Annotated in this window: 27 protein-coding genes and 1 tRNA gene; 14 read left to right on the plus strand and 14 right to left on the minus strand. The window is 72.2% G+C overall.

Annotated elements, in window-relative coordinates; translation table 11 throughout:
* Position 1 precedes the first annotated feature (1 nt).
* Positions 2 to 76, minus strand: a tRNA-Thr gene (locus ACE3Q3_RS14485).
* Between the two features lie 167 nt (positions 77 to 243).
* Here ACE3Q3_RS14485 and ACE3Q3_RS14490 point away from each other — a divergent pair.
* On the plus strand, positions 244 to 813 hold the full coding sequence (locus ACE3Q3_RS14490; protein ID WP_374447192.1) for a cytochrome b: 570 nt from the start codon (positions 244 to 246) through the stop codon (positions 811 to 813).
* On the opposite strand, the gene ACE3Q3_RS14495 is transcribed toward ACE3Q3_RS14490, so the two are convergent.
* The 7 genes from ACE3Q3_RS14495 to ACE3Q3_RS14525 form a co-directional block, all read right to left on the minus strand.
* On the minus strand, positions 810 to 1175 hold the full coding sequence (locus ACE3Q3_RS14495; protein ID WP_374447193.1) for a hypothetical protein: 366 nt from the start codon (positions 1173 to 1175) through the stop codon (positions 810 to 812). The genes ACE3Q3_RS14490 and ACE3Q3_RS14495 overlap by 4 nt on opposite strands.
* A 39-nt stretch (positions 1176 to 1214) precedes the next feature.
* Entirely contained in the window at positions 1215 to 2177 is a 963-nt protein-coding gene (locus ACE3Q3_RS14500) for a GTP-binding protein (protein ID WP_374447194.1), read from the minus strand.
* Positions 2178 to 2203: 26 nt separating this feature from the next.
* Complete coding sequence (locus tag ACE3Q3_RS14505; protein ID WP_374447196.1) at positions 2204 to 3841, minus strand: amidohydrolase; 1638 nt, start codon at positions 3839 to 3841, stop codon at positions 2204 to 2206.
* A 97-nt stretch (positions 3842 to 3938) separates the two neighbouring features.
* Complete coding sequence (locus tag ACE3Q3_RS14510) at positions 3939 to 4256, minus strand: hypothetical protein (protein WP_374447199.1); 318 nt, start codon at positions 4254 to 4256, stop codon at positions 3939 to 3941.
* A gap of 16 nt (positions 4257 to 4272) precedes the next feature.
* Positions 4273 to 4593, minus strand: a complete 321-nt coding sequence (locus tag ACE3Q3_RS14515; RefSeq protein ID WP_374447201.1) for a YggT family protein — start codon at positions 4591 to 4593, stop codon at positions 4273 to 4275.
* A 92-nt stretch (positions 4594 to 4685) separates the two neighbouring features.
* Positions 4686 to 6515, minus strand: coding sequence for a sodium:solute symporter family protein (locus ACE3Q3_RS14520; RefSeq protein WP_374447204.1), 1830 nt, complete (start codon positions 6513 to 6515; stop codon positions 4686 to 4688).
* Between the two features lie 16 nt (positions 6516 to 6531).
* Positions 6532 to 6801 (minus strand): DUF4212 domain-containing protein, encoded by a 270-nt coding sequence (locus ACE3Q3_RS14525; RefSeq protein WP_374447206.1) that lies wholly within the window; start codon positions 6799 to 6801, stop codon positions 6532 to 6534.
* Between the two features lie 200 nt (positions 6802 to 7001).
* On the opposite strand from ACE3Q3_RS14525, the gene ACE3Q3_RS14530 reads away from it, so the two are divergent.
* From ACE3Q3_RS14530 to ACE3Q3_RS14555, 6 genes are all read left to right on the plus strand, one after another.
* Complete coding sequence (locus tag ACE3Q3_RS14530) at positions 7002 to 7688, plus strand: hypothetical protein (RefSeq protein WP_374447208.1); 687 nt, start codon at positions 7002 to 7004, stop codon at positions 7686 to 7688.
* On the plus strand, positions 7661 to 8995 hold the full coding sequence (locus tag ACE3Q3_RS14535; RefSeq protein WP_374447210.1) for an exonuclease domain-containing protein: 1335 nt from the start codon (positions 7661 to 7663) through the stop codon (positions 8993 to 8995). Before ACE3Q3_RS14530 ends, ACE3Q3_RS14535 begins: the two co-directional genes overlap by 28 nt.
* On the plus strand, positions 8992 to 10434 hold the full coding sequence (locus ACE3Q3_RS14540; protein WP_374447211.1) for a DUF294 nucleotidyltransferase-like domain-containing protein: 1443 nt from the start codon (positions 8992 to 8994) through the stop codon (positions 10432 to 10434). Before ACE3Q3_RS14535 ends, ACE3Q3_RS14540 begins: the two co-directional genes overlap by 4 nt.
* Positions 10435 to 10614: 180 nt before the next feature.
* Positions 10615 to 12294: an energy-dependent translational throttle protein EttA gene (gene ettA / locus ACE3Q3_RS14545; RefSeq protein ID WP_374447212.1), complete on the plus strand. Its 1680-nt coding sequence runs from the start codon at positions 10615 to 10617 to the stop codon at positions 12292 to 12294.
* Positions 12295 to 12495: 201 nt separating this feature from the next.
* Positions 12496 to 12774 carry a hypothetical protein gene (locus ACE3Q3_RS14550; protein WP_374447215.1) on the plus strand — a complete coding sequence of 93 codons (279 nt, stop codon included), beginning with the start codon at positions 12496 to 12498 and terminating at the stop codon, positions 12772 to 12774.
* A 49-nt stretch (positions 12775 to 12823) separates the two neighbouring features.
* Positions 12824 to 14407, plus strand: coding sequence for a hypothetical protein (locus tag ACE3Q3_RS14555; RefSeq protein WP_374447218.1), 1584 nt, complete (start codon positions 12824 to 12826; stop codon positions 14405 to 14407).
* Between the two features lie 3 nt (positions 14408 to 14410).
* On the opposite strand, the gene ACE3Q3_RS14560 is transcribed toward ACE3Q3_RS14555, so the two are convergent.
* From ACE3Q3_RS14560 to ACE3Q3_RS14570, 3 genes are all read right to left on the minus strand, one after another.
* Entirely contained in the window at positions 14411 to 14824 is a 414-nt protein-coding gene (locus ACE3Q3_RS14560; protein WP_374447221.1) for a DUF6524 family protein, read from the minus strand.
* Between the two features lie 26 nt (positions 14825 to 14850).
* Entirely contained in the window at positions 14851 to 15786 is a 936-nt protein-coding gene (locus tag ACE3Q3_RS14565; protein WP_374447222.1) for a hypothetical protein, read from the minus strand.
* Positions 15787 to 15879: 93 nt separating this feature from the next.
* On the minus strand, positions 15880 to 16911 hold the full coding sequence (locus tag ACE3Q3_RS14570; protein ID WP_374447224.1) for a hypothetical protein: 1032 nt from the start codon (positions 16909 to 16911) through the stop codon (positions 15880 to 15882).
* Positions 16912 to 16990: 79 nt separating this feature from the next.
* On the opposite strand from ACE3Q3_RS14570, the gene ACE3Q3_RS14575 reads away from it, so the two are divergent.
* Positions 16991 to 17590: a hypothetical protein gene (locus ACE3Q3_RS14575; protein ID WP_374447226.1), complete on the plus strand. Its 600-nt coding sequence runs from the start codon at positions 16991 to 16993 to the stop codon at positions 17588 to 17590.
* Between the two features lie 5 nt (positions 17591 to 17595).
* Here ACE3Q3_RS14575 and ACE3Q3_RS14580 read toward each other — a convergent pair whose 3' ends face one another.
* Entirely contained in the window at positions 17596 to 18036 is a 441-nt protein-coding gene (locus ACE3Q3_RS14580; RefSeq protein WP_374447228.1) for a hypothetical protein, read from the minus strand.
* 319 nt (positions 18037 to 18355) lie between these two features.
* Between ACE3Q3_RS14580 and ACE3Q3_RS14585 the strand changes: the two genes are divergently transcribed.
* Positions 18356 to 18721 carry a hypothetical protein gene (locus ACE3Q3_RS14585; protein ID WP_374447231.1) on the plus strand — a complete coding sequence of 122 codons (366 nt, stop codon included), beginning with the start codon at positions 18356 to 18358 and terminating at the stop codon, positions 18719 to 18721.
* An 8-nt stretch (positions 18722 to 18729) separates the two neighbouring features.
* Here ACE3Q3_RS14585 and ACE3Q3_RS14590 read toward each other — a convergent pair whose 3' ends face one another.
* Complete coding sequence (locus ACE3Q3_RS14590; RefSeq protein ID WP_374447233.1) at positions 18730 to 19887, minus strand: hypothetical protein; 1158 nt, start codon at positions 19885 to 19887, stop codon at positions 18730 to 18732.
* A gap of 103 nt (positions 19888 to 19990) precedes the next feature.
* Between ACE3Q3_RS14590 and ACE3Q3_RS14595 the strand changes: the two genes are divergently transcribed.
* From ACE3Q3_RS14595 to ACE3Q3_RS14615, 5 genes are all read left to right on the plus strand, one after another.
* A complete protein-coding gene (locus ACE3Q3_RS14595) occupies positions 19991 to 20608 on the plus strand; it encodes a 2-hydroxychromene-2-carboxylate isomerase (RefSeq protein ID WP_374447235.1) in 618 nt (205 codons plus the stop codon).
* A 34-nt stretch (positions 20609 to 20642) separates the two neighbouring features.
* Positions 20643 to 21095 (plus strand): YcgN family cysteine cluster protein, encoded by a 453-nt coding sequence (locus ACE3Q3_RS14600; protein ID WP_374447237.1) that lies wholly within the window; start codon positions 20643 to 20645, stop codon positions 21093 to 21095.
* The gene (locus ACE3Q3_RS14605) at positions 21092 to 21646 is read left to right on the plus strand and encodes a GNAT family N-acetyltransferase (protein ID WP_374447240.1); all 555 of its coding nucleotides are present in this window, start codon (positions 21092 to 21094) and stop codon (positions 21644 to 21646) included. Before ACE3Q3_RS14600 ends, ACE3Q3_RS14605 begins: the two co-directional genes overlap by 4 nt.
* A gap of 76 nt (positions 21647 to 21722) precedes the next feature.
* Positions 21723 to 23123 (plus strand): FAD-linked oxidase C-terminal domain-containing protein, encoded by a 1401-nt coding sequence (locus tag ACE3Q3_RS14610; RefSeq protein WP_374447241.1) that lies wholly within the window; start codon positions 21723 to 21725, stop codon positions 23121 to 23123.
* A 30-nt stretch (positions 23124 to 23153) separates the two neighbouring features.
* Complete coding sequence (locus ACE3Q3_RS14615; protein WP_374447243.1) at positions 23154 to 23552, plus strand: cupin domain-containing protein; 399 nt, start codon at positions 23154 to 23156, stop codon at positions 23550 to 23552.
* A 7-nt stretch (positions 23553 to 23559) separates the two neighbouring features.
* Here the strand turns inward: ACE3Q3_RS14615 and ACE3Q3_RS14620 are convergent.
* The coding region (locus tag ACE3Q3_RS14620; protein WP_374447246.1) for a DUF4169 family protein at positions 23560 to 23765 on the minus strand (206 nt) is incomplete at its 5' end.

Here is a 23765-nt window from a genome sequence, read left to right on the forward strand (position 1 = left end):
ATGGTGCCGACGCGCGGATTTGAACCGCGGACCTACTGATTACGAATCAGTTGCTCTACCCCTGAGCTACGTCGGCGAGAGGGGGTTCCGGCGAACGGGGCGGGACCATACTCGCAACGTTCTGGGGCTGCAAGCCTACGAGGATGGTTTGCCGCGGACGTGCGGGGGCCGCCGGCGGGCTTTGGCAGGGCGGCGGCTTCCTGATAGGGTCTGCTGACGCCCGCAAGGGGGAGAGGAGGTCCGATGGCCAGGGGAGACGCAGCCGCCGCCCGAGGCTACTCCGCGCCCGCCCGCGGCGCCCACTGGATCACCGCGGCGCTGCTCGCGGTCTCGATCCCGCTCGGGCTGGTGATGACCCGGATCGAGGGCGACCTCAAGTTCACCCTCTACCATTGGCACGAATGGATCGGGTTCGCGGTCTGGTGGCTGGCGCTGTTCCGCGTCGCCTGGCGGATCGGCCATCCACCGCCGCCCCGAATCCCGCCGCTGCCGCGCCTGCAGGCCGCCGCGGCCGAAGCGGTGCATGGTCTCCTCTACCTCGCCCTGCTGGCGATGCCGGTCGTCGGCTGGATCGGCAACTCCGCCTTCGGGTTCCCGCTGGAGCCGTTCGGGCTCTTCCGCCTGCCCGATCTCGTCGCCAAGGACGAGGCGCTGGGGCGGGTGCTGCTCGACCTGCACGGCTGGGCCGGCTGGGCGGTGATCGGGCTGCTCGTCCTTCATGTCGGGGCGGCCCTGCACCATCACCTGGTCGTCCGCGACCTCACCCTGCGGCGGATGCTGCCGCAGTCGCTGGGCGGCCTGCCGCCCGGCTAGACGAGGCGCAGCCCCAGGCTCAGCAGCCACAGGCCGGCGGCGATGCCGCCCGCCCATTGCGCGTGCCAGTAGTAGCGCTCGCGCAGGATGCCGCCGATCACCGCCTGGGCCTCGTTCTCCGGCAGCCCGTGCCGGCGTTCGAGCAGCAGCCACAGCTCGGTCGAGCGGTAGCCGCGCTGCGGCGCCCGGAAGCCCTTGAGCAGCAGGATCGCGCCCATCAGCGCCACCATGACGGCACCGCCATAGGCGGCGAGCGCGATGTCGTGTGCCATCCCGACCATGGCGGTCGCCACGGCGAGCAGGCCGAAGCCGCAGCCGCGGCGGATCGAGATGTCGGCGTGCTGACGGATGCGGTCTTCCATCGACGGGCAGCGTAGGGCGGCCGGCCGGCCGTCGGCAAATCACGGCTCGGCGAGCCGCGCCGCGGCGACGGCCGTGCGGACGGCGTCCTCGGCCAGCGGCCGGCCGACGGCGATCGCGACCAGCCGCCCGCGCCCGTCCGGCAAGGCGCCGTCCGGAAAGGCGCCGTCCGGCAGGGCGGCGGCCGGCGCGACCGTCCAGCGCCGCCCCGTCACCTGGATCGTCTCCGGTCCGGTGCGGCCCGGCACGATGCCCTTGGCCCGCACCAAGCCCAGCCCCGGCGCCGCCAGCGCGGCCGCGAGCCGGGCCGCGTCGACCCGGTGCCCGACCGGGAGCGCGACCGAGCGCCACGCCGGGCGGTCGTGCCCGGCCGGCCGGTCCAGCAGCAGCCGTTCGGTCGCGGCCGGGCCCAGCATCGCCGCCACCGGCACCGCGCCGTGGAGGGCCGGGAGGACGGCCGCATGGGGGGCCGCCGCCGCCGCCCAGTCCAGCGTTTCGGCGAGGACTGCGGGCGGCACGAGGTCGGTCTTGTTGACGACGACGATGTCCGAGGCGGCCAGCTGGCGGGCGATCGTGTCGGCCATGTAGCGGTCGGCCGCGTGGCGGCGCACCGTCTCGGCGTCGGCCAGTACCACGATCGCGTCGCGCCGGAAGGCGGCGAGCAGCTGCACCGACTGCGCCACGGCGTCGGGCAGGGCCACGCCGCTCGTCTCGACGACGACATGGTCGGGCCGGGGCCGCCGCGCCGCCATCGTCTCCAGGCCGGCGATGAGGTCGCTGCCGTAGGCGCAGCAGACGCAGCCGCCGGCGATCGCCAGCACCGCCCCGTCGGCGCCCTCGATCAGGTCGGAATCGATCGGCAGCGCGCCGAAATCGTTGACCAGGACGGCAAGGCGGCGCCCGTCCGCGTGCCGCAGCAGATGGTTGACGAGCGTCGTCTTGCCGGCGCCGAGATAGCCGCCGACGACCGTCACCGGCAGCGGTCCGGGCGTGGGTGGGGACATCGGCGGGGACATGGTCGGGCGGCGGGTCAGATCGCGGCCGCGGGGAAGGGGCGGCCATCCTGGACCGTCCCCCAGATCCGGACGTCCTTCAGCCGCTCGGGCGTGATCGCCGTCGGATCGTCCTCCAGCACGGCGAAGTCGGCGCGCTTGCCGCAGGCGATCTGGCCGATCTCGCCGTCGAGCTTCAGCGTGTAGGCCGCACCCAGCGTGATCGCCCGGAGCGCGTCGGCGACGCCGATCCGCTCCGCCGCCCCCAGCACCCGGCCGCTCGCCGTCCGCCGGTTGACGGCGCACCAGGCGGTGAAGAGGGGGCCGAGCGGGGTCACCGGCGCGTCGGAATGCATGGCCATCGGCACGCCGGCGGCCAGGGCGGAGGCGCAGGCGTTCATCCGCTCCGCCCGCTCCGGCCCGAGCGTCGTCCGGTAGTGCTGGTCGCCCCAGTAGAAATGGTGGTTGGGGAAGAGATTGACGCAGAGGCCGAGCGCCTTCATGCGCCGGAACTGCGCCGGATCGCCGAGCTGGCAGTGCTGCAGGGTGAAGCGGTGGTCGGGCCCCGGCTGCCGCCGCAGCGCCGCCTCCAGGCAGTCGAGCGCGAGATCGGTCGCCTCGTCGCCGTTGGTGTGGGTGTGGACCAGGATGCCGGCCGCGAGCGCGCGCTCGTAGGCCTCGGTCAGGTGCTCGGGCGTGATGTACCAGAGGCCGTTCGGCTGGCCGCCGAGATAGCCCGGCCAGCGCAGGCGGGCCGAAAAGCCCTGGATCGAGCCGTCGGCGAAGAGCTTGACGCCGCCGAGCCGCAGCCGGTCGCTGCTGCGGTCCCGGAGGGCGCGGGCGCGCTCGATCAGGTCGGGCATGGACAGCCCGTAGTTGCGGCGGAAAGAGACGATGCGGGCGGGGAAGCCGGGCTCACCCGTCACCCGCAGCATCATGTCGACGGCATCGTCCGGCAGCAGGTTGGCGAGGTCGGTCGCCGTCGTCACGCCGCGGCGGACGCAGAGCCGCGCGAACTGGCGCAGGCCCCGCTCGTCGCCGGCCTGCTTCTCGCGGTCGAAGCCGCAGTGCCGGCCGGCCGGCATCATCGCCTCCGGGCCCTTCAGCTCGCCCGTCGGCAGGCCGTCGGCGCCGAGCGGCACGCCCGGATGGTTCAGCCCCGGCCGCAGCAGCCCGGCCAGCTCGAGCGTCCGGGTGTTGACGCTGAGGATATGGCCGCTGGCATGCATGATGCCGATCGGCCGGGTCGCCGAAACCCGGTCGAGCTCGGCGCGGCCGACCCGCCGGTCGCCGAAGTAGATCGGGTCGAGCGACCAGCCGGCGAGCGGCGCCGCCGGGTCGGCGAGCGCGGCGTCGGCCGCCGCGAGGCGGGCGATCACCGCGTCGATGGAGGCGAGGCCCGGCCAGACCTTGCCGTCGGGATCCATGCGGTCGAAGAAGCCGCAATAGACCGACTGCCAGAAGACGCCCTCGGAGATGTGGCTGTGGCCCTCGACCAGCCCCGGCATCAGCACGAGGTCGGCGAAGGTGCGGTCGATGCGATGCGGGCCCCAGACCGCCAGTTCGTCGAGCGTGCCCGCGCCGAGGACGTGGCCGTCGCGGACGGCGACGTGGGTCGCCTCCGGCCGCGCCGGATTCATGGTGAGGATGCGGCGGGCCGGATAGATCGTGAACAAGCGGCGGTTCCTTCTGCGATGCGACGGCGGGCGGGCCGTCGCAGCCTATGCGAGGGCCGCCCGGGCCGAACAGGGGGCAGCGCCGGGAACCGCCGGCTCAGGGGGCGATGTTGGGCAGGGCCGGCAGCGTCAGGACGACCGTCAGCGCGAGCCAGGCCCACATCGGCGTCGTCGCCTCGGGCGTCTCGTCCATCAGCCGCTCCAGGATGGCGGCCGGAACGCCGGCGAAGAGCAGGGTCGCGCTGGCCACCAGGATCGAACTGAAGAAGAGCACCCAGCTCGGGTTGCGCGGGAACATCTCCGGCATCAGGACGGCCGTGATCGGCACCGCGATGTTGAGGTAGGGCGAGAAGATGCCGTTCACTACGGCGACCCCGATCACCAGCGTGAACAGCATGTGGCGGTCGAAGATCATGCCACGGCTCCGATGCTCAGCCGCCCGGCGCCAAGCGCGGCGTCAGGCCGGCCTGGAACATGGCCATGAAGAAGAGGACGCGGGCGACGATCACCCAGAAGGCCGCGACCGGCGGCAGGAAGGCGCGCGGGATCATGCGGGGGGTGATGCGGTCGACCGGCCGGACCAGCCAGTCGGTCAGGCGGCAGAACCAGCGATAGATGTAGTTGCTGCTGCCCGCCGGCACGACGATGCCGAGGAGGAAGCGGCCGAACAGCGTGTAGAAGAGGACCGAGAAGGCATAGTTCGGCAGGTGGAAGTAGAGGTAGGACCACCAGATGTCGGATTGGCCGGTCACGGGAAGAGCGCCTCGTTCGAAGGAATGTCGGCCGGAAACGAGGAGCGGCGGCACCCCGGGGGATGCCGCCGCTCCGGTCGCGATCGGCGGGACTAGTGGGAGCCGGTGGCACCCACGCCGCGAATCTCACCGCGCGGAACGCGGATCGAGTCGACGAAGTCCTGCATTTCGGGCGACGGCGGGGTCGTCACCAGGCTCACCAGCCAAGTGACGACGAAGGCGACCGGCAGCCCGAACAGCGCGCTCGAGATGTTCCGGATGCCGAACCACAGCGGCGCACCGAAATAGTGGGTCGAGATCAGGTAGTACATGCAGACGCCGAAGCCGGCGATCATGCCGGTGATGGCGCCGACGGTCGTCGTGCGCTTCCACCAGATCCCCATGACCAGCGGCGCGAACAGCCCCGCCGCGGCCAGCGAGAAGGCCCAGGCGACCATCTGGATGATGCCGGACGGGCGCGTGCCCGCCACCACCGCGGCCAGGATGGCGACCAGGATCAGCAGGACGCGGGCGACGACCAGCCGCCGCCGCGTCGACGCCTGGGGATCGATCATCTTGTAGTAGATGTCGTGCGACAGCGCGTTGGCGATGGCGAGCAGCAGCCCGTCGGCGGTCGAGAGCGCCGCGGCGAGGCCGCCCGCCGCGACCAGGCCCGAGATGACATAGGGCAGGCCCGCGACCTCGGGCATCGAGAGGACGATGATGTCCTGGTTGATGCGCAGTTCGCCGAGATCGAGGAACGGCCCGGCCACCGCGTACTTGGTGACCTCGAGGATGCCGTTGCCGTTGGCGTCGTTGATGGTCAGCAGGCCGCCGACCTGCGACCAGCTCTGCACCCATGCGGGCAGGGTCGAGATCTGGGCGCCGATGACGTTCTGGTAGACCTCGAGCTTGGCGAAGGCGGCGTAGGCCGGGGCGGTGAAGTAGAGCAGGAAGATGAAGAAGATGCTCCACGCCACCGACTGGCGGGCTTCCTTCACGTTCGGGGTGGTGAAGTAGCGCATCAGGATGTGCGGCAGCGACGCCGTGCCGACCATCAGGCAGAGGACGAGGGCCCAGAAGTTGTTGAACTCGACCCAGCTGAACTGGCCCGAGGCGTTGACGAACGGCTCGACGTGCTTGCGCACGATGTTCAGCTTGTCTTCGAGGCCGGCGATTTCGCTCAGCGCCTGCCCGTAGGTGAGTTCGGGGATCGGGATGCCGTACTTCTTGGTCGACAGCCAGACCACCGGCACCAGGTAGGCGATGATGAGGATGATGTACTGCGCCACCTGGGTCCAGGTGACCGCCCGCATCCCGCCCAGCATCGAGCAGACCAGGATGCCGACGAGGCCGGCGAAGATCGCGAACTCGAACGGAATGCCGAGGAAGCGCGAGGTGATGATGCCGATGCCGAAGGCCTGGGCGACGATGTAGGTGAAGGACGCGCAGAACAGCACGACGACGCCGCAGACGCGGGCGACGTTGCCCTCGTAGCGGGTCCCCAGGAAGTCCGGCACGGTGAACTGCCCGAACTTGCGCAGGTAGGGTGCCAGCAGGATCGCGACCAGCACGTAGCCGCCGGTCCAGCCGAGCACGTAGCCGAGGCCGTTGTAGCCCGCGAGGAAGAGGCCGCCGGCCATGGAGATGAAGGACGCCGCGCTCATCCAGTCGGCGCCGGTCGCCATGCCGTTGTAGAACGCCGGCACGCTTCGTCCGGCTACGTAGTACTCGGAAATCTCCATCGTCCGAGACAGGTAGCCGATGTAGGCATAGACGAAGATCGTCAGGAAGACGAACGCGTAGCCGATCCACTTGTTGGGCAGGCCGACCTGTTCCAGAACGGCCAGCACGATGGTGAAGACGACGAAGGCCCCGGTGTATGTGCCGTAGACCTTTCCGAGATTGGCGAGGAAGCTCGCCGATCCAGTCGAAGTAGCCATGATCCGATCTCCCGCGTCAGTCCTCGGCGACCCCGAACTCCTCGTCGATCTTGTTCTGCGCCGACGAACTCCAGGTGCAGAGGATGACGAAGATGATCAGGGAGCCCTGCGCGGCCATGTAGAAGCCGAGCGGAAACCCGAAGATCACGATCTGATTGAGCTGGACGGCGAAGAAGTGGACGCCGAAGCTTGCCAGGAACCAGATGAAGAGGATCGTCCACATCAGGCCCGACGTCTTGCGCCAGTGCGCCTGAGCCTGCGCTGGCGTCAACTTTGGACTTGCCATGCTGTTTCTCCCCCCTAGGGAAACGGTCCGATCGTTTGCCGACCACTGCACGCTTGTTGGGAGCCGTCCACGCCGCAGGGCCGGGACCGGATGGCACTCCGGAACAGGCAAGATGGACGGTCGACTCCTTGGTGATTACTACTAACATCGTCGCGAATCCGGCACAACGACATGCTGGGCACGGAAAGGGCGGTGCAACGGTGGGTTTTCTCGGCACCTGGCTGGAAGGCATGCGGATCGGCAGCGACCGCAGCCCCGTGTCGACGGCAGCGGCCCTGCGCGACACGCTTTCGGCCCAGGCGGCCTTCGTCGCCCAGAAGGTCGTCACCGAATATTGCCAGGCGAAGGCCGGCCGGAACTGGCCGCAGCTGTCCTCCGAGGCGACCTTCGTTGCCGACCTCGCACGGAGCCGGTGGGAGGCCTTCGCGATTCTGCTGGCCGACGTCTTCCTGATCGCGGAATCGCTGATCCGGCCCGACTCGCGCGACCTCGATCCGGCCGCCGAGCGTCGGCTGGTCGCGCTCTATGCCGAGGCGCTCGCCGCCTATCCGCGCCCGGCGCACCGGCCCGGGGGCTGGGACGACCGGGTCACCGCCTTTGCGGCCCGGCTGGCGGCGGCGGGGCGCGCCCCTCCGGCGGTGACCCGCGATATCGTCGCGGTCGGCGGCCGGGCGGTGTTCGGCGTGCTGCCGATCCACATCAACATGCGCCGGCTCGACGGCCCGATGGTGACGAACGCGATCGCCTTCCAGATGGCGGCGGTCGCCGGGCGGCTGCGCCGCCGGCTCGACCGCGCGACGCTCGTGGCCGCGCTCGGCACCGAGGGCAGCGAAACGGGCGGCGGTTCGGAGACGCCGGGGTGGCGGGCGAGCGGCTCGGCCTCCTGACCGCGCCCGCAGCCGCGGCCGGGTTCGCCGGCGCCGCCGGGCTTCTGGCGTCGGACTGGCCGTGGCTGGCGCTCGCAGCCGCGCTCGCCGCGGTGATCGTCGCGGTCGTCGCCTGGACGGTGGGGCAGGGGCATTTCGAGGCGCTGCGCCGGGTCGGCGAGATGCTGTCGGGTCTGGCCGCCGATCCGCTGCGGGTGCCGCCTCCGGCGCCGCCGGACGGTGCCGGGCCGACGGTCGCGGCCGTCCATCGCGCCGGCCTGCGGCTGCAGGAGGCGCGGGTGGCGGAGCGCCAGGCGCACGCCACGGCGGGCGTCTCCGGTCGCCTCGGCCAGATCCTGGCCAGCCTGCCGCAAGGGGTCCTGGTACTGACCGAGAGCGGTCTCGTCAGCCTCGCCAACGGCGCCGCCCGGCGCCGGTTCGGCGACCGCGCGCTGATGCCGGGCACCAGCGTCTTCGACGCGCTCGTCCGCGAGGACGTGGGACCGGCGATCGCCGCCGCCCGGCAGGCAGGACGGCCGGTCGCGGCGACCGTCGGCACGCTCGACGGTCCAAGGCTCGCCGTCCAGGTCACGGCCCTCGGGACGGCGGACGGGGCGGTCCTCACCTTTCCGGTCGACGGCGCGTGGCGGGCCGAACTCGACCATGCGCTCGACCTGCATGACCGGCCGCCGCCGGCCCCGCCCGTCGGGCCGGCGACGGCGCTGGCCGACCTCCCCCTGGTGGCCCTCGACACCGAGACCACCGGCCTCGATCCGGCGCGCGACCGCATCGTCTCCGTCGGGGCGGTGCGGCTGCACGGCGAGCGCGTCTTCCGCGGCACCGCGCTCGACCGGCTGGTCCGCCCCGGCGTCGCGATCCCGGCCGCCGCCACCGCCGTCCACGGCATCGACGAGGCCATGGTCGCGGACGCACCGCCCTTCACGGCGGTGCTGCCGGCGCTGGCCGAGTTCGTCGGCGGGGCCGTCGTCATGGGGCACAATGTCGGCTTCGACCTCGCGGTGATCGAGGCGGAATGCGCGCGCGCCGGCATTCCCTGGCAGCGGCCGCCGGCGCTCTGCCTCTTCCGGCTCGCCGACGCCCTCGACCCGCAGCGCACCGACGTCGATCTCGACGGCCTCGCGGCGCGCTTCGGCCTCGCGCTGACGGGGCGCCACACCGCGCTCGGCGACGCGCTGCTCGCGGCTGCCGTCTACCGCGCGCTGCTGCCGCGCCTGGAGGAGCGCGGGGTCGCCGACTGGGGGGCGCTGGAGCGGCTGGCGGCGACGTCCCGCCGCGCGACGCGACTGCAGGCGGGGGCGGGCTGGTGACCGCGTTCGAAGCGGGCGCCCTGCTGCGGGCCGACGGCTTCGCCTACCGCACCCGGGTCGCCGCCGTGATGCGCGGGCCGCTGGTGACGATGCCGCCCGGCGCGACCCTGGCCGACGCGGCGCGCTGCATGGCCGAGGAGAACATCAGCGCCGTGGTGGTGGCCGACCCGCTGCCGGCCGGCATCGTGACCGAGCGCGACCTCCTCCGCCTGACGGGGCAGGCGGGGCCGGCGGCGCTGGCGCGGCCGCTGCGGGAACTGATGTCGGCGCCCCTGGTGACGATCCGCGACGACGCCCTGGTCGCGAGCGCGCTCGGCCGCATGGAGCGGCTCGGCATCCGCCACCTGATGGTGGTCGACGCCGCCGGCGCCGCGGTCGGCATGGTCTCGGCCCGGGCGCTGCTGCGCCTGCGGGCGCGCGACGCGCTCGTCGTCGGCGACGGCATCGCCGCCGCGGCGGACGCCGCCGGGATCGGCCGCGTCCGCGCCGCGGTGCCCGGCCTCGCCGCCGCCCTGCGGCGCGACGGCGTCACCGCCCTCGAGGTCACGGCCGTGATCGCCGCCACCATCCGCGAGGCGACCGCCCGTGCGGCCGGGCTGGCGGAGGCGGCGATGCGGCCCGACTGGGGACCGCCGCCGGCGCCCTGGTGCCTGCTCGTGCTGGGTTCGGGCGGCCGCGGCGAGACCTTGCTCGTGCCGGATCAGGACAATGCCCTGGTCCATGCGGGCGACGGCGATGCCGATCCGTGGTTCGCCGAGTTCGGGCGCCGCATCGCCGACATCCTCGACGAGGCCGGGATTCCCTACTGCGCCGGCGGCATCATGGCGCGCGAGGCGCGGTGGCGCCACGACCCGGCCGGCTGGCGGCGCACCGTCGAGGGCTGGATCGCGGCCAAGGACGGCGCGGCACTGCTCGACGTCGACATCTTCTTCGACTTCCACCCGGTCGCTGGCGACGGGCGACTGGCCGACCGGCTGCGCGCCGAGGCGGTGGCGGCGGCGGCGGCGGCACCCCTCTTCCTCCGCCACCTGGCGCTCCATGTCGCCGACCTCCGGCCGCCGGTCGGGCTGTTCGGGCGCCTCGTGACGACGGGCGGCCGGGTCGACCTGAAGAAAGGCGGCACGATGCCGATCGTCGCCGCCGCCCGCACGCTGGCGCTGGCGTCGGGCGCTGTCGCCGTCGCGACGCCGGACCGGCTGGCGGCCGCCGTCGCCGCCGGCCGCCTCGCCGAGGCCGACCGCGACATGCTGCTCCAGGCCTTCGAGACCGTCCTCGGCGTGCTGCTCGACGAGCAGGTGGCGGCGCTGGCCGAGGGCCGTCCGCCGGCCAATGCCGTCGAGCCCCGGCGGCTGGGCCGGACCCGGCGCTGGGCGCTGCGGTCGGCGCTCCGCGGCCTGCGGCCGCTGCCGGAGATGGTCGCCGCGGGGCTGTCGCGGTAGCGCTTCGCCGGCCCCGCATGCGGCCCGGGGGACCACGGCCTCGGGCGGAGCCTCGGGTTCAGCGGCGCGATGCGGGGGAGGGACACCCGCGGCGGGACCCCCGGATTGCGCGGCGGCGCCCCGATGGGCTAGAAGCCTCGTCGTCTCCCGATCCGACGAGCTTTCCCCCCGCGAGGACGCATGGCCGCGTACCAGTACATCTATGTCATGAAGGGCCTGACGAAGGTCTATCCGGGCAACCGGGAGGTCTTCCGCGACATCTGGCTGTCGTTCCTGCCGGGCGCGAAGATCGGCGTGCTGGGCGCCAACGGTGCGGGCAAGTCGACGCTGCTCAAGATCATGGCCGGCGTCGAGAAGGAGTTCCAGGGCGAGGCCTGGGCGGCGGAGGGGGCGACCGTCGGCTACCTGCCGCAGGAGCCGGACCTCGACCCCACCAAGGACGTCCAGGGCAACGTCATGCAGGGGCTGGCGGAGACGAAGGCGCTGGTCGACCGCTTCAACGAGGTCAGCGCCCGCTTCGGCGAGGAGATGACCGACGAGGAGATGAACGACCTGCTGGCCGAGCAGTCCGAACTTCAGGAGAAGATCGACGCCGCCGACGGCTGGGACCTCGAGCGCACCGTCGAGATCGCCATGGACGCGCTGCGCTGTCCGCCGGGGGATGCGGCGGTCGACAAGCTCTCGGGTGGCGAGCGCCGCCGCGTGGCCCTGGCGCGCCTGCTGCTGCAGAAGCCCGACCTGCTGCTGCTCGACGAGCCGACCAACCATCTCGACGCCGAATCCGTCGCCTGGCTGCAGCGCTTCCTCAAGGACTACACGGGCACGGTCGTCACCATCACCCACGACCGCTACTTCCTCGACGAGGTCGCGGGCTGGATCCTCGAGCTCGACCGCGGCAAGGGCTACCCCTACGAGGGCAACTACACGGGCTGGCTGATCCAGAAGCAGAAGCGGCTGGAGCAGGAGGGCCGGACCGAGGCCGCCCGCCAGCGCACCATCGAGAGCGAGCTGGAATGGGTGCGCGCCTCCCCCAAGGCGCGGCAGGCGAAGAGCAAGGCCCGCATCAGCGCCTTCGAGGCGCTGGTCGAGGAGGCCGCCAAGAAGGCGCCGGACACGGCCCAGATCGTCATCCCGCCGGGGCCGCGCCTCGGGGACCTGGTGATCGAGGCAGACCATCTGAAGAAGGCTTTCGGCGACCGGCTGCTGTTCGAGGACGTGACGTTCCGCCTGCCGCCCGGCGGCATCGTCGGCATCATCGGCCCCAACGGCGCCGGCAAGACGACGCTCTTCCGCATGATCACCGGCCAGGAGAAGCCGGACGGCGGCACCTTCCGCGTCGGTGAGACCGTGAAGCTCGGCTATGTCGACCAGTCGCGCGATTCGCTGAAGCCCAACGCGACCGTGTGGGAGGAGATCAGCGACAAGAACGACGAGATCGACCTCGGGCGTCGCAAGATGCCGAGCCGCGCCTATTGTTCGCTGTTCAACTTCCGCGGTCCCGACCAGCAGAAGAAGGTCGGCCAGCTCTCGGGCGGCGAGCGCAACCGCGTCCACCTCGCCAAGATGCTGAAGCAGGGGGCGAACGTCATCCTGCTCGACGAGCCGACCAACGATCTCGACGTCGACACGCTGCGGGCGCTGGAGGAGGCGTTGCTCGACTTTCCGGGCTGCGCGGTGGTGATTACCCACGACCGCTGGTTCCTCGACCGCATCGCGACGCACATCCTGGCGTTCGAGGGCGACAGCCGCGTCGTCTGGTTCGAGGGCAACTACCAGGACTACGAGGCCGACCGGAAGCGGCGTCTGGGCGCCGAGGCCGACCAGCCGCACCGCATCCGCTTCAAGCCGCTCACCCGGTAAGGAGCGGACGCCCGATCGCTGCCGATATGGCGCCGTTCCTGCCGGACCGCCATAAGCCTCGCTTGGCCGGCGGGCCGGTTTGATGTCATACTTATCAATGACAGTTTGTCGGACCCGAGGGTGCGCGCGGGGCCTGCAGCGATGCCGGCTGCATCGCTGGGACAGGCCGCGGGGCGTGCCTGCCGCTGGAGGGGGGGAACCATGCGCCGCCTGTTGATGATCCTGCTGCTGTGCCTCGCGCCGACCATGTCCTTCGCGCAGTCGGCGCCGTCGATCACGATCACGCCGCCGAAGATCGAGACCAGCGACGGGATCACCCTGAAGCAGGTGGCGGTCGTCGTCGCCGCGGTGGCGGTCGGCGCCATGGCCGGCCAGTGGCTGATCGGCAGCCAGATCGGGACCTGGATCGGCGCCGCTGCCGGCGGCGTCGCCGGGCTCATGATCTATGACGAGTACGCCGCAGAGATCGACGACCTCTAGTCTCGGACCTCGCCGGCGGCGATCCGCTGCCGGCCGGATGGAGGTGACCATGGCGGGGCCACTGGGCGTTCGTGCCGGCTGGGCCGGCGCATCGATGATGGTGCTGGCGCTGGTGGCGGCGGCACCGCCGGCGGCCCACGGCCAGCTTCTCAGCCAGCGGGTGCAGAACCTGACCGGCGAGGTCAAGGCGCTGCGCGAACAGCTCGACGCGATCGGTCGGCAGCTCGAGGCCGGCCGGCATGAGGACGCCGTGACCGCGGCGCGCCGGCAGGCGACCGAGCAGTCGTTGCGGGACTGGGTCACCGAATCGATCCGCCGGACCGAGCGGATGGAGGAACTGAGCGCCGCCGGCGACCAGCGGCTTGCGGCCGCCGCGGCGGCGTCGGAGGCCGGCGTGCGGGCGGCGATCGATCAGGTGGCGCAGCGGCTCGGCCGCTTCGAGGCGGCACTGGCCGGCCTCGCGGAGATCGAGCGGGCGGTCGGCCGGCTCGACGCCCAGGGCGCCGCGCGGGAGAAGGCGCAGACCGAGACTGCCGCCGAACTGGGGGCCCGGATCGACCAGGCGCGGATCATCGCGGACGAGCGGATCGAGCGCCTGGAGCGCGAGACGGCCGAACGGTTCCGTGCCCAGGAGGGTCTGCTGGCCGGGCTGCGCGACGAACTCGGGCGCATCGAGCAGGGCGATGCGGCGCGCCTGCAGGCGATGGATGCGGCCGCCGACGAGGTGCGCCGGATGATCGCCGAGGCGCGGGACGCGCGGACGACGCCGGCCGCGGCCCAGGACCCGCAGCTGGCCGAGCGCGTCCGCGCCCAGGACGGCGCGCTCGCCGAAATCAGCCAGCGCGTGGCGCGCCTCGACGCCGCCGAGGCGGAACGGGGGCGGCAGCTCGCCCGGACGGCGCGCGAAGTGCAGTCGCTGGTCGATCAGGCCCGGTCCGGCCTCGCCACCCGCATCGACGGGCTTGACCAGAAGGCGGCCGAGCGGGCGCAGGCGACGGCCGAGGCGGCCGAGGAACTGCGGCGCTCGCTGACGCGCGTGACCGACGATCTGGCCGAGCGGCTGGCGCGGGTGGAGCAGGGACCGTCGGTGCAGGGCGGAATGGCGGACGCGCGGCTGGAGCGCCTGCTCGGTGCGGCCGTCCATCTGTCGGCGATCACCCAGACGGCGCGGCCGTTCGCGCGCGAACTCGCCTATGTCCGCCAGATCGGCGAGGGGGTTCGCGGCATCGAAGGGCCGATCAACGAGCTCCTGGTGCATGCGAGCCGCGGCGCCCCCACGGTGGCCGATCTGCGGCAGTCCTTCGACGTGCTGGCGCCGCTGGTCGTGGCCCGCGCCACCGGGCCGGGCGACGGCTGGACCGACACCGCGCGCCGGTGGGCGGTCGAGGCCGGCTCGAAGTTCGGCGTGGTCGACCCGCCGCCGCCGACCGCCGCGCGTGCGGCGGTGCAGAACGCGGAAATCCATCTCGCGCGGGGCCAGCTCGCCCAGGCGGTGGCGGCGCTGGCGCCGCTCGACGCGGCGGCGCTCAGCCAGGCCGCGACCTGGATCATCCACGCACGCTCGCGGATCGCCATCGACCAGGCGGCGACGGAACTCGTCAACCGGGTGATGGCCCAGGCCCTGACCCGCTGAGGGTCACTTGTTCTCGGTGTGGAGGATGCCCGTCAGTCGGGTATGGACCCCGGAATAGGAGATGCCGGCGGTGAAGACGACCGCCAGCATCACCAGCAACGAGGTCGAGAAGGCGCTGAGGCTGCCGAGATCGATCACGCCCAGGTCCCAGAGCAGCCAGCCGGCCGCCGCGCAGGCGGCCACCACCAGGGCCACGCCGAACGCCCCGATCATTCGCCAGGTCGAGATGACGAGGATTGCGTAGATGCCGACGAGGATCAGCCCGGTCAGGATCTTGAGCGGCACGTCGCCGGCATTCTGGACCCAGTGGAAGTACGACACGCCGCTCGGATTGTAGGTCGCGAGCACGAAGAACAGGCTGAACAGGAAGCGGATCAGGATGCTCGAATAGTCGAAGCGTCCGCCGCCTATCGCCATCGCGTCGTCCTTCCCGTCCGGAGGCGCTATCGCGCTCCGCCCGGGAGATCGGCGAGGGCCGCGCGGACCAGGCTGTCCATCGCCGCCGTCCCGACCACGCGGGCGCGCGCCGAATCCGTCCACGGACGCATGGCGGCGGCGGCGGGGCCGCGCAGCCGGCTCACCGCCGCGACCGCTCCGGCCAGGTCATCCGCGCGCAGGCGGTCGCGCGCCAGATCCAGCGCTGCCGCGGTCTCGGGCATCATCAGGTCGTGAACCATCCGTCCGCTGCCGAACGGCGCCGTCGAGGCGACCCAGCTCAGGAATTCCGACGCCAGCGGCACCCCTTCGGCCCCGGCCTCCGCCATCAGGGCGGCGTCCGCGGCGGCGGCGAAGCGCGCCTGGAGCTGGCGCAGGGTCGGGATGCCGACACTCGCATGAGGGGCCAGCAGCCGAAGCGCCGCCATGTACTGGTCCTGGGCCTGGGCAAGGCCCTGGACCACGGCGAGTTCGACCGAGAACGGCGTCGGCCGGGCGATGGCGGGGCGGAGCTGGGCGATCGCCCCGGCCAGGGCGAGCCGGTGCATGTCGGCCGCGGTCGGGGCGGTGGCGGATGCCGTCGCCAGCTTCCGGACCGTCGCCTCGAGAGTATCGATGCGGGCCGCCAGCGGTGCCGTCCGTTCGGCCAGTTCGCGGGTCGCGCGGACCGACTCCTCGGCGGTCGCCTGGGCGCCGCGTGCACTCGCCTGGGCGCTGCGGGCGGTATCGGTCGCCTGTCGCACCGCCACGGTCATGGTCAGGTCGGGCTTGGCCTCCGGCGCGCTGCGCAGCATCGGGACCCAGACCGGCGACGAGGCCGCCAGCACCAGGGCGACGACCGCGGTCGCCATCGCCCAGCCGGCGAGACCCATGGCGGCGCCCGGTCGAGTGCGCGACCCGGTCTGCATGCGGGACCGGTCCAGTGCGGTGGTGTCGGCCGTCATGTCTCGCCTCCCTGGCTCGGCGCGCCTGGGACGGAGCGCCCAGCAGCGTCTCGAAGGAAGACTTATACCATCACGATCGGGCCGCGGGGATCCTCACCGTCCGATCGCCGACAGCCGCGCGATCTCCTCCTCGGCCGCCGCTCCCAGCGATTCCGCGAAGAGCGTCTCCATGCCGCGCAGCATTTCCTGCTCGATGTCGCCGACCAGCCCCTGCAGTTCCTGCTCCATCGACGCGCGATGGATCAGCTCGTCGCCGCGGTTGATCGCCCAGTCGAGCGTCCACACCGTCGCCAGCACGCCGACGAAGCCGCTGATCGGCCCGGTCAGCCCGCCGATGCCGAAGATGCCGCCGACCGCGATCGCCGACCCCGCTTCGGTGAGCCGCGCCAGCATGATCGCCAGGCGCGCGCCGAACGGGCGGGTCGAACGCAGGAAGATCGTCTCCGCATCGCCGGCGCCATCCAGGCGGTAGATCCCCTCGATCGTTCCGGCGCTCGCCAGGGGCCGGCCGCTGGCGGTGCGCAGCGACGGTCCGCCGTCGCCATCGGCCGTTGCAGGGCCCGGGACCTCTGGGCAGTGTTCGCCCAGGAAGCGCGCCACCGCGGCCCGCGACCGGGCGCGCGCGACGCCCCATTCGGATTCGGCCAGGCTCGTCGCCGCCGCCCACTCCTCGTGCAGCCGCTCGGGCAGGCGGGCCGGCCGCACCACCAGCTGGTCGAAGCGGTTGAAGACGAAACGCCGCGCCGCCCCGGCGATGGCGGCCCGCACCTCGGGATCCCAGGGCGCGGCCCCCGCCTGCACGCCCGCCAGCAGGCCGCGGATCACGAGTTCGTAGGAGGTCACGTAGCTTTCGACCCAGCCGTAGGCCCAGTCGCCATAGGCGGGCACGCGCTGCCGGACCTCCCCGAAGGACAGCGAGACGCCGGTCCCGAGCGTGCGCCGGACGAGCTGCTCGACGCGCAGCCGGTCGGCCGAGATGCGGCCGGCTTCGGCGCGCCGGAACTCGGCGAGTTCCGGCTCGGGCGGACGGCATTCCCCGGCGTGCCCCGCCACCGGCCAGGCGGCCACGAGCGCGAGCACGGCCGCGATGGCCCAGACCTTCATCCATTCGCGATTCCGTGCCATCGGCCTATGATCGGTCCGTCATGAGGAACTCGCGAGCGGCGGCGGGCGGCTGGCCGGGCATGGAACGGCGGATCGGGCGGTGACCACGGGCACCCTGATCGACGTCCTCGCCTGCATCGTGGCGCTGGCCATTCCGGTGGCGGCAGCGACGGTGGTGGCCGAACTGGTCGATGCCTGCAAGCCACGCTGGTACCACACGCTGCCCGTGCTGCGCCGGTCGGCGCTGTCGGCGGGCCTGCTGCTGCCGGTGGCGGTCCTGTGGGCCGGACCTGGGGTCGAAGTGTGGGCGCCGGACCGCATCTTCTCCCCTGGTGGACCGTGGGACATGTCGTTCGCCGACATGCTCGACATCCGCCTCGCCCCCTACCTGCGCGACCTGCCCGCCATCTACCTGCGCTCTTACGAGGCGCCGCTGTGGGTCCGCGCGACGGTCGCGCTGCACGGGCTGCTGCTGCTGGTCGCCCTGCTGCTGCCGTTCCGCTTCTGGGGTCCGGCGGAGGCGCTGCGCGCGGTGCTGTGCGGAGCTATGATCGCGACCGCGGCCGCGCTTCTGGCGCTCTACGTCGCCTGCACCGCGTTCTGGCTGCTGCACCAGCTCAGCTTCTGGCTGGTGGCGGCGGTCGGCCTGCTCTTCCAGCGCTTCCGCCTGCAGCGCGGCCATCGCGCCCGCGGCCACTGAGCCGGTCAGTCGGCCTTGATCGACCGGTACCAGCGGCGTGAGCGCACGAGCACGCCCGCGCGCTTCGGCTTCCAGTCGTTGTTCTCCATGATCGTCTTGAGCCGCCGGCGGATTTCGGCGTCGCTCAGGGAATTCTCCGCCTGGACCCGGTAGAAGGCGACCGCCTGCTCGAACTCGCCCTTGCGGATGCGATTGCGGTGCTTGCTGGCGAAGCCGCGCAGGATCGCCGTGGCGGCCGAATCGACGTCGCGCTCCAAGGTCACCGACATCTCGTCGGCGACGCCGCGGACGATGTTGCGACTGTCGGCCAGGCTCATGTCGTAGCGGTTCAGCCCCTCCTCGAGCAGCTTGATCTCCTGCTCGCGGGTGATGAACTTGGCCTTCTGCGCATGGAGCCGCACGAGGTCGGCGAAGCGCTTCTTGCCGGTGTCCGATACCGTCGCCACGCTACCGTCCATGGTTCCACCTGTGCCTTCGGGACGCCCCGCCGGGATCGGGCAGGGGCACCGACCGCGCGACGGGCACTGAAGCCGCCCCAATGAAGCGAAACCTATACCACGCGCGATCGCCATGTCGACTGTCGGGCGTGCTAAGGTCGCCGGCATGATCGTCGAGGAAGGTGGTCGTCGGCGCGGCGCGCGGTCCCGATGGCCGGCACCCGGGGCCTCGGCCGCGGCGGAGCGACCGCGGCGGCGGCGATGGCACTGGTTCGGACGCTGGCAGCGGCGTGCGTCCCGCGCCTCGCCCTCGGGCCAGCGCCCGATCATGGAGGCGTACGGGTGGGGCGGGCTGATCGCGCTCTATCCGGATCGAGTCGAGATCCGGCGGGTGGGCTTCCTGCATATCGTCATGGACGTGCTGCCGCTGCACATCCCGCGCGTGGATTCGTCGATCTTCCTCGACACGATCACGGCGATCGAGGTCATCCGGCCGCTGACCATGATCGAGTTCGTCCGCTTCAACTATGCCGGCGACCCCGGCAACCACGGCGGCTACTGGGCGTCCGCCTTCGCCGACAATGCGGTGATGATGAACCTGCTGGACAATCGCGGCTTCTACCGGCTGATCGAGGCGGCGAACGCGCTGCGCCGCGGGCAGCCCCTGCCCGAGAGCACGATCCCCATTCGCTGACCGCCGGCCTATCGGCCGCTGCCCGGCCGCGCGGCCGGCAGCGGGCCCAGCGCCGCCAGTTCCCATGCGTAGGCGTCGAACGCCGCCTGCGCCTCGCGATCCAGCGGCTTCCAGCACGCGGTGACGGTCCGGGCGGGAAGCCAGGCGCTGCCGCGTCCGGCCAGCAGCGGGCCCAGCTGCGGCAGGTCGGCGCAGGCGCGCTGCCACAGCGTCTCGGCGAGGTTCGCCTGTTGCACCGCCTCGGCATTGAAGGCCGCGGTGGCGTAGATCGCGCCGCGCAGGTGGCGCATCGCCTTGGGGCGCAGCTCGGTCCTCGTCGGCAGCGCGCTCTCCGCCTGCCGGGCCAGCGTCAGCGACGGCAGGTGGCGTCCGCGCAGCAGGTTGACGAGCGAGAGGTTGATCTGGGCGGCGACCATCCCCGGATTCTCCGCCAGTGCCCGCTTCAGCAGGATTTCCGCCTGGTCGAGATCGCCGCCGCGCAGCGCGAGCATCCCTTCGAGATGGGAGAGGGCCGCGTCGTCCCGGCGCTCGGGAGCGGGGGCGGGGACGGGGACGGAGGCGGAGGGGCCGGGCGTCGGCGCGGCGGGAGCGCGGGCGCCGAGTTCGGCCACCAGCTTCCGCGTCGCCTCCGCGGCCGCCGCCCCCTCCCGCGGCAGCTGCCGCGCCTGGGCGAGGCGGGCGTGGTAGGGATCGATGACGAGCGCGGCCTGCATCGCCACCTCGCCGAGGAACACCTGCGGCGGCCGGCCCCCGGCCTGGGTCGAGAACTCGAAGAAGGCGCCGCTCGGGCGGCTGCCGAAGCCGACCGCGCGGATGTCGTCGCCCGCCGGCAGCAGGTAGACCTCGAGGCTGAGCGGATCGACCTGGAACAGGCTCTGCAGCGCCGAGCGCAGCCGGTCGGCACCGAGCGGATCGGTCAGCGCCGCCGTGACCGACGCCTCGCCGCCGGCCCGGAGCGCGACCGGCTTGACCACCGATTCGTGGCGGAAGGTTCGCCGCATCTCGTAGGCGAAGTAGCTCTCGACATACTGGCGGGTATAGCCGGCGCGACCGACGTCCTCGTGCACCTCGGCCCGGAGCGAGTACGAATCGGCATAGATGACGCTGTCGGCGGTGAAGACCGACAGGCCGAAGAGGAGTGCGTAGCCGAGCGTCGTCAGGTCCATGCGCCTCGTTCCACCTCGGAGGGCAGTCTATCATCGACGGCCACCCCGGCCGAAACCTATGGTGGACCGCGCGCAGCCGCTTGGACGAGAAGGGCCGGCCGGAATGGTGATCGACTATTATTTCTCGCACAATTCGCCCTGGGCCTATCTCGGCTCGGCGCGGTTCGCGGAGATCGCGCGCCGGGCCGGTGCCGCGGTCGCGGTCCGCCCGGTCGATTTCGGCCGCATCTTTCCCCAGTCGGGCGGTCTGCCGCTGCCGAAGCGCGCCCCGCAGCGCCAGGCCTACCGCCTGGTCGAACTGGCGCGCTGGCGCGACCATCTCGGCGTGCCCCTGACCCTCCATCCCAAGGCGTTTCCCTCGCCCGAGGGGGACCGGGTGCGGATGGTCCTGGCGCTGCGCGATGCCGAGGGCGACGCGGCGGCGCTGCGGCTCGCGCACGGCTTCATGGCCGCCTTGTGGGCCGAGGATGCCGACGTCAACGACCCGGCCGTGCTCGATGCGGTCGCCGGCCGCCTCGGCTTCGACGGGCCGGCCCTGCGCCGTCGCGGGGCGGACCCGGCGATCACCGCGCTCTTCGATGCCGACACCGACCGGGCGATCGCCGCCGGTGTCTTCGGTGCCCCGTCCTACGTCGTCGAGGGCGAGATCTTCTGGGGCCAGGACCGGCTGGACTTCCTCGCCCGCCGGCTCGGCGTCGCGTCGTCCGGACCAGCCGATTGACAAGCGGCCGGGCCGGCGCCAACGGTGCCGGCCCATGACCGGCGAACCCTTCTGGAAGACCAAGCGCCTCGGCCAGATGACGGCGGCCGAGTGGGAGTCGCTGTGCGACGGCTGCGGCCGCTGCTGCCTGCTCAAGTTCTACGACCCCGACGAGAACCGCTATCTCTTCACCGACGTCGCCTGCCGTCTGCTGGACCTGGATTCGTGCCGCTGTTCCAGCTATGCGACGCGGCAATCGATCGTGAAGGACTGCGTCAAGCTCACGCCGCGAAACATCCGCCGGCTGCGCTGGGTGCCGCCGACCTGCGCCTACCGTCTGGTGGCGGAGGGCCGCGATCTCTACTGGTGGCATCCGCTGGTCTCGGGCGATCCGGAAACGGTCCACGCCGCCGGCATCTCCGTGCGGGGCCGCGTCGTCTCCGAGGAGGAGGTGACGGAGGCCGAACTGGAGCAGCGGGTCGTCGCCTGGCCGTCGGAGCGACCGTGACGAATAGCGAACCCGATCTGCCGCCCGGCAGCGTCCGCACCGAGCGGCTGCTGCTGCGCCCCTTCACCCTCGACGACCTGCCGGCCTATGTCCGCATCCGCGACGAGCCGTCGGTGCGCGACTGGCTGCGCTCGCCCGACGAGCCGGCCGCAATCATCGCCGAGCGGTCGTTGCGCCACTTCATGGACGAGTGGCGGCTGCGCGGCTACGGCCCGTGGGCCGTGGTCGACCGCCGCACCGGCGAACTGCTCGGCCACCACGGGCTGCGCTACATGCCCGATTTCGACGGCGAGACCGAGGTGCTCTACACCCTCAGCGAGCGGGTGCGCCGGCAGGGGATCGGCGTCGAGGCCGGGCGGGCGGCGCTCGCCTACGGCTTCGGCCGGCTCGGCCTCGGCCGGGTGATGGCGATCACGCTCCACGACAACCTCGCCTCGCGCGGGGTGATGGAACGGCTCGGCATGACCTACCGCCGCGACGCGACCCACCGCGGCCTCCCGGTCGTCTACTACGCGATCGACCGGGCCGAGTGGCAGCGGCAGGCGGCCTGAGCCGCCCGCTTGCCGCGGCGTCGGCGGGGGCCTACCTTCGGTCGACCCGCTCCCTCGCAGCCCGAAAGTGCCGCCCATGTCCGCCGCCGTCGCCCAGCGCCGCATCACGCCCAGCGCGGCGCTGCTCGACCATCTGCGCCAGCTCCTTGGGGACCGGCTGTCGACCGCCACGGCGGTCCGCGAACAGCACGGCCGCGACGAATCCTACCATGTCACCGCGCCGCCGGACGCCGTCGCCTTCGCCCGTTCGACCGAGGAGGTGAGCGAGATCGTCAAGGCCTGCGCGGCGGCGGGCGTCCCGGTCATTCCCTTCGGCACCGGCACGTCGCTCGAGGGCCATGTCGCGGCGCTGCACGGCGGCATCAGCATCGACGTCAGCCAGATGAAGGAGGTGCTGCGGGTCTCGACCGCCGACCTCGACTGCACCGTCCAGGCGGGGGTGACCCGCAAGCAGCTCAACGAACACCTGCGCGACACCGGCCTCTTCTTTCCGATCGATCCCGGTGCCGACGCGTCGCTCGGCGGCATGGCGGCGACCCGCGCTTCCGGCACCAACGCGGTGCGCTACGGCACCATGCGAGAAAACGTCCTCGGCCTGACCGTCGTGCTCGCCGACGGGCGCATCATCCGCACCGGCGGCCGGGCGCGGAAGTCGGCGGCGGGATACGACCTGACCCGGCTCTTCGTGGGCTCGGAGGGCACGCTCGGCGTCATCACCGAGGTGACCTTGCGGCTCTACGGCGTGCCCGAGGCGATGGCGGCGGCCGTGTGCTCGTTTCCGACCCTGGCGGGGGCGGTCGACACCGTCATCCAGACCATCCAGTCGGGCATCCCGGTCGCCCGCATCGAGCTCCTCGACGAGGTGCAGATGGCGGCGATCAACCGCTATTCCAAGCTCGACTACCCGGAGCAGCCGACCCTCTTCTGCGAGTTCCACGGCACCGCGGCCGGCGTCGCCGAACAGTCGGAGATGGTGAAGGCGATCGCGGCCGAGGAGGGCGCGGCGGACTTCCAGTGGGCGACCAAACCGGAGGACCGCTCGCGCCTGTGGGCCGCCCGGCACACCGCCTACTATGCCGCGATCGCGATGCGTCCGGGCGCCAAGGGCTGGGCGACCGACGTCTGCGTGCCGATCTCGCGGCTCGCCGAGTGCATCCTCGAGACCAAGAAGGACATCGTCGAGAGCCGGCTGCTGGCGCCGATCGTCGGCCATGTCGGCGACGGCAACTTCCATCTCGCCTTCATCATCGACCCGGACGACCCCGACGAGATCGCCCGTGCCCAGGCGCTCAACGACCGCATGGTCCACCGGGCGCTGGCGATGGGCGGGACCTGCACCGGCGAGCACGGCATCGGCTACGGCAAGATCAACTTCCTGACCGCCGAGCATGGCGACGCGGTCAGCGTCATGCGGATGCTGAAGAAGGCGCTCGACCCCGACAACATCATGAATCCGGGCAAGATCGTCTCGCCGTGAGCCGGTCCTGCCGGCAGAGGGAGGGAGAAGATGCGCTTCTCGGTCAGTCATGCCGACGAAAGCCGGTTCGTCGGTGACGGCCTGCGGCCGTTCTTCGAGTATCGCGACCTCGGCATCGCCACGGCGACCGACGGGCGCTTCCATGCCCATGTCATCCGGGCGCGGCCCGGGCACCATGCGGCCGGCGGCTGGCACCGGCACCACCTGGGGTTCCAGCTCGTCTACGTCCTGAAGGGCTGGGTCAAGTTCCGCTACGAGGGCCAGGGCGAGGTGACGCTGCGCCCAGGCTCCTGCGTCCACCAGCCGCCCGGCATCCGCCATGTCGAGGTCGAGCATTCCGACGATCTCGAGCTGATCGAGATCACCATGCCGGCCGAGTTCGCGACCGAGTCCGTGCCCGAGCCGGAGGCGGCGGCCGCCGCCGAATAGGCGGCGGTCAGGTCTCCGGGTCGCCGTCCTCGATGCGGGCGCCGTCGAGCCGGCGCCCGGCCTGGTCGCGTTCGGTGCGTTCCTTCGCCTTGGCGGCGCCCGAGCGGCCGTGCCGGACCCGGTTCTCGGCGGCCTTGGCCGCGGCCGCGCGGCGGGCCGCCTGCTTGCGGAAGCGGTTGAGGTTGACGACCTCGCCCATCGCGGTCTCCATCG

The organism is Allostella sp. (assembly GCF_041913585.1).
Lineage (GTDB): Bacteria > Pseudomonadota > Alphaproteobacteria > ATCC43930 > Allostellaceae > Allostella.

Excerpts from the sequence above, each read along its gene's own strand:
- ACE3Q3_RS14490 (WP_374447192.1), top strand. The coding sequence starts at position 244 with ATGGCCAGGGGAGACGCAGCCGCCGCCCGAGGCTACTCCGCGCCCGCC.
- ACE3Q3_RS14495 (WP_374447193.1), bottom strand. The coding sequence starts at position 1,175 with ATGGAAGACCGCATCCGTCAGCACGCCGACATCTCGATCCGCCGCGGC.
- ACE3Q3_RS14500 (WP_374447194.1), bottom strand. The coding sequence starts at position 2,177 with ATGTCCCCACCCACGCCCGGACCGCTGCCGGTGACGGTCGTCGGCGGC.
- ACE3Q3_RS14510 (WP_374447199.1), bottom strand. The coding sequence starts at position 4,256 with ATGATCTTCGACCGCCACATGCTGTTCACGCTGGTGATCGGGGTCGCC.
- ACE3Q3_RS14520 (WP_374447204.1), bottom strand. The coding sequence starts at position 6,515 with ATGGCTACTTCGACTGGATCGGCGAGCTTCCTCGCCAATCTCGGAAAG.
- ACE3Q3_RS14525 (WP_374447206.1), bottom strand. The coding sequence starts at position 6,801 with ATGGCAAGTCCAAAGTTGACGCCAGCGCAGGCTCAGGCGCACTGGCGC.
- ettA (WP_374447212.1), top strand. The coding sequence starts at position 10,615 with ATGGCCGCGTACCAGTACATCTATGTCATGAAGGGCCTGACGAAGGTC.
- ACE3Q3_RS14550 (WP_374447215.1), top strand. The coding sequence starts at position 12,496 with ATGCGCCGCCTGTTGATGATCCTGCTGCTGTGCCTCGCGCCGACCATG.
- ACE3Q3_RS14555 (WP_374447218.1), top strand. The coding sequence starts at position 12,824 with ATGGCGGGGCCACTGGGCGTTCGTGCCGGCTGGGCCGGCGCATCGATG.
- ACE3Q3_RS14560 (WP_374447221.1), bottom strand. The coding sequence starts at position 14,824 with ATGGCGATAGGCGGCGGACGCTTCGACTATTCGAGCATCCTGATCCGC.
- ACE3Q3_RS14565 (WP_374447222.1), bottom strand. The coding sequence starts at position 15,786 with ATGACGGCCGACACCACCGCACTGGACCGGTCCCGCATGCAGACCGGG.
- ACE3Q3_RS14570 (WP_374447224.1), bottom strand. The coding sequence starts at position 16,911 with ATGGCACGGAATCGCGAATGGATGAAGGTCTGGGCCATCGCGGCCGTG.
- ACE3Q3_RS14585 (WP_374447231.1), top strand. The coding sequence starts at position 18,356 with ATGGAGGCGTACGGGTGGGGCGGGCTGATCGCGCTCTATCCGGATCGA.
- ACE3Q3_RS14590 (WP_374447233.1), bottom strand. The coding sequence starts at position 19,887 with ATGGACCTGACGACGCTCGGCTACGCACTCCTCTTCGGCCTGTCGGTC.
- ACE3Q3_RS14595 (WP_374447235.1), top strand. The coding sequence starts at position 19,991 with ATGGTGATCGACTATTATTTCTCGCACAATTCGCCCTGGGCCTATCTC.
- ACE3Q3_RS14600 (WP_374447237.1), top strand. The coding sequence starts at position 20,643 with ATGACCGGCGAACCCTTCTGGAAGACCAAGCGCCTCGGCCAGATGACG.
- ACE3Q3_RS14610 (WP_374447241.1), top strand. The coding sequence starts at position 21,723 with ATGTCCGCCGCCGTCGCCCAGCGCCGCATCACGCCCAGCGCGGCGCTG.
- ACE3Q3_RS14615 (WP_374447243.1), top strand. The coding sequence starts at position 23,154 with ATGCGCTTCTCGGTCAGTCATGCCGACGAAAGCCGGTTCGTCGGTGAC.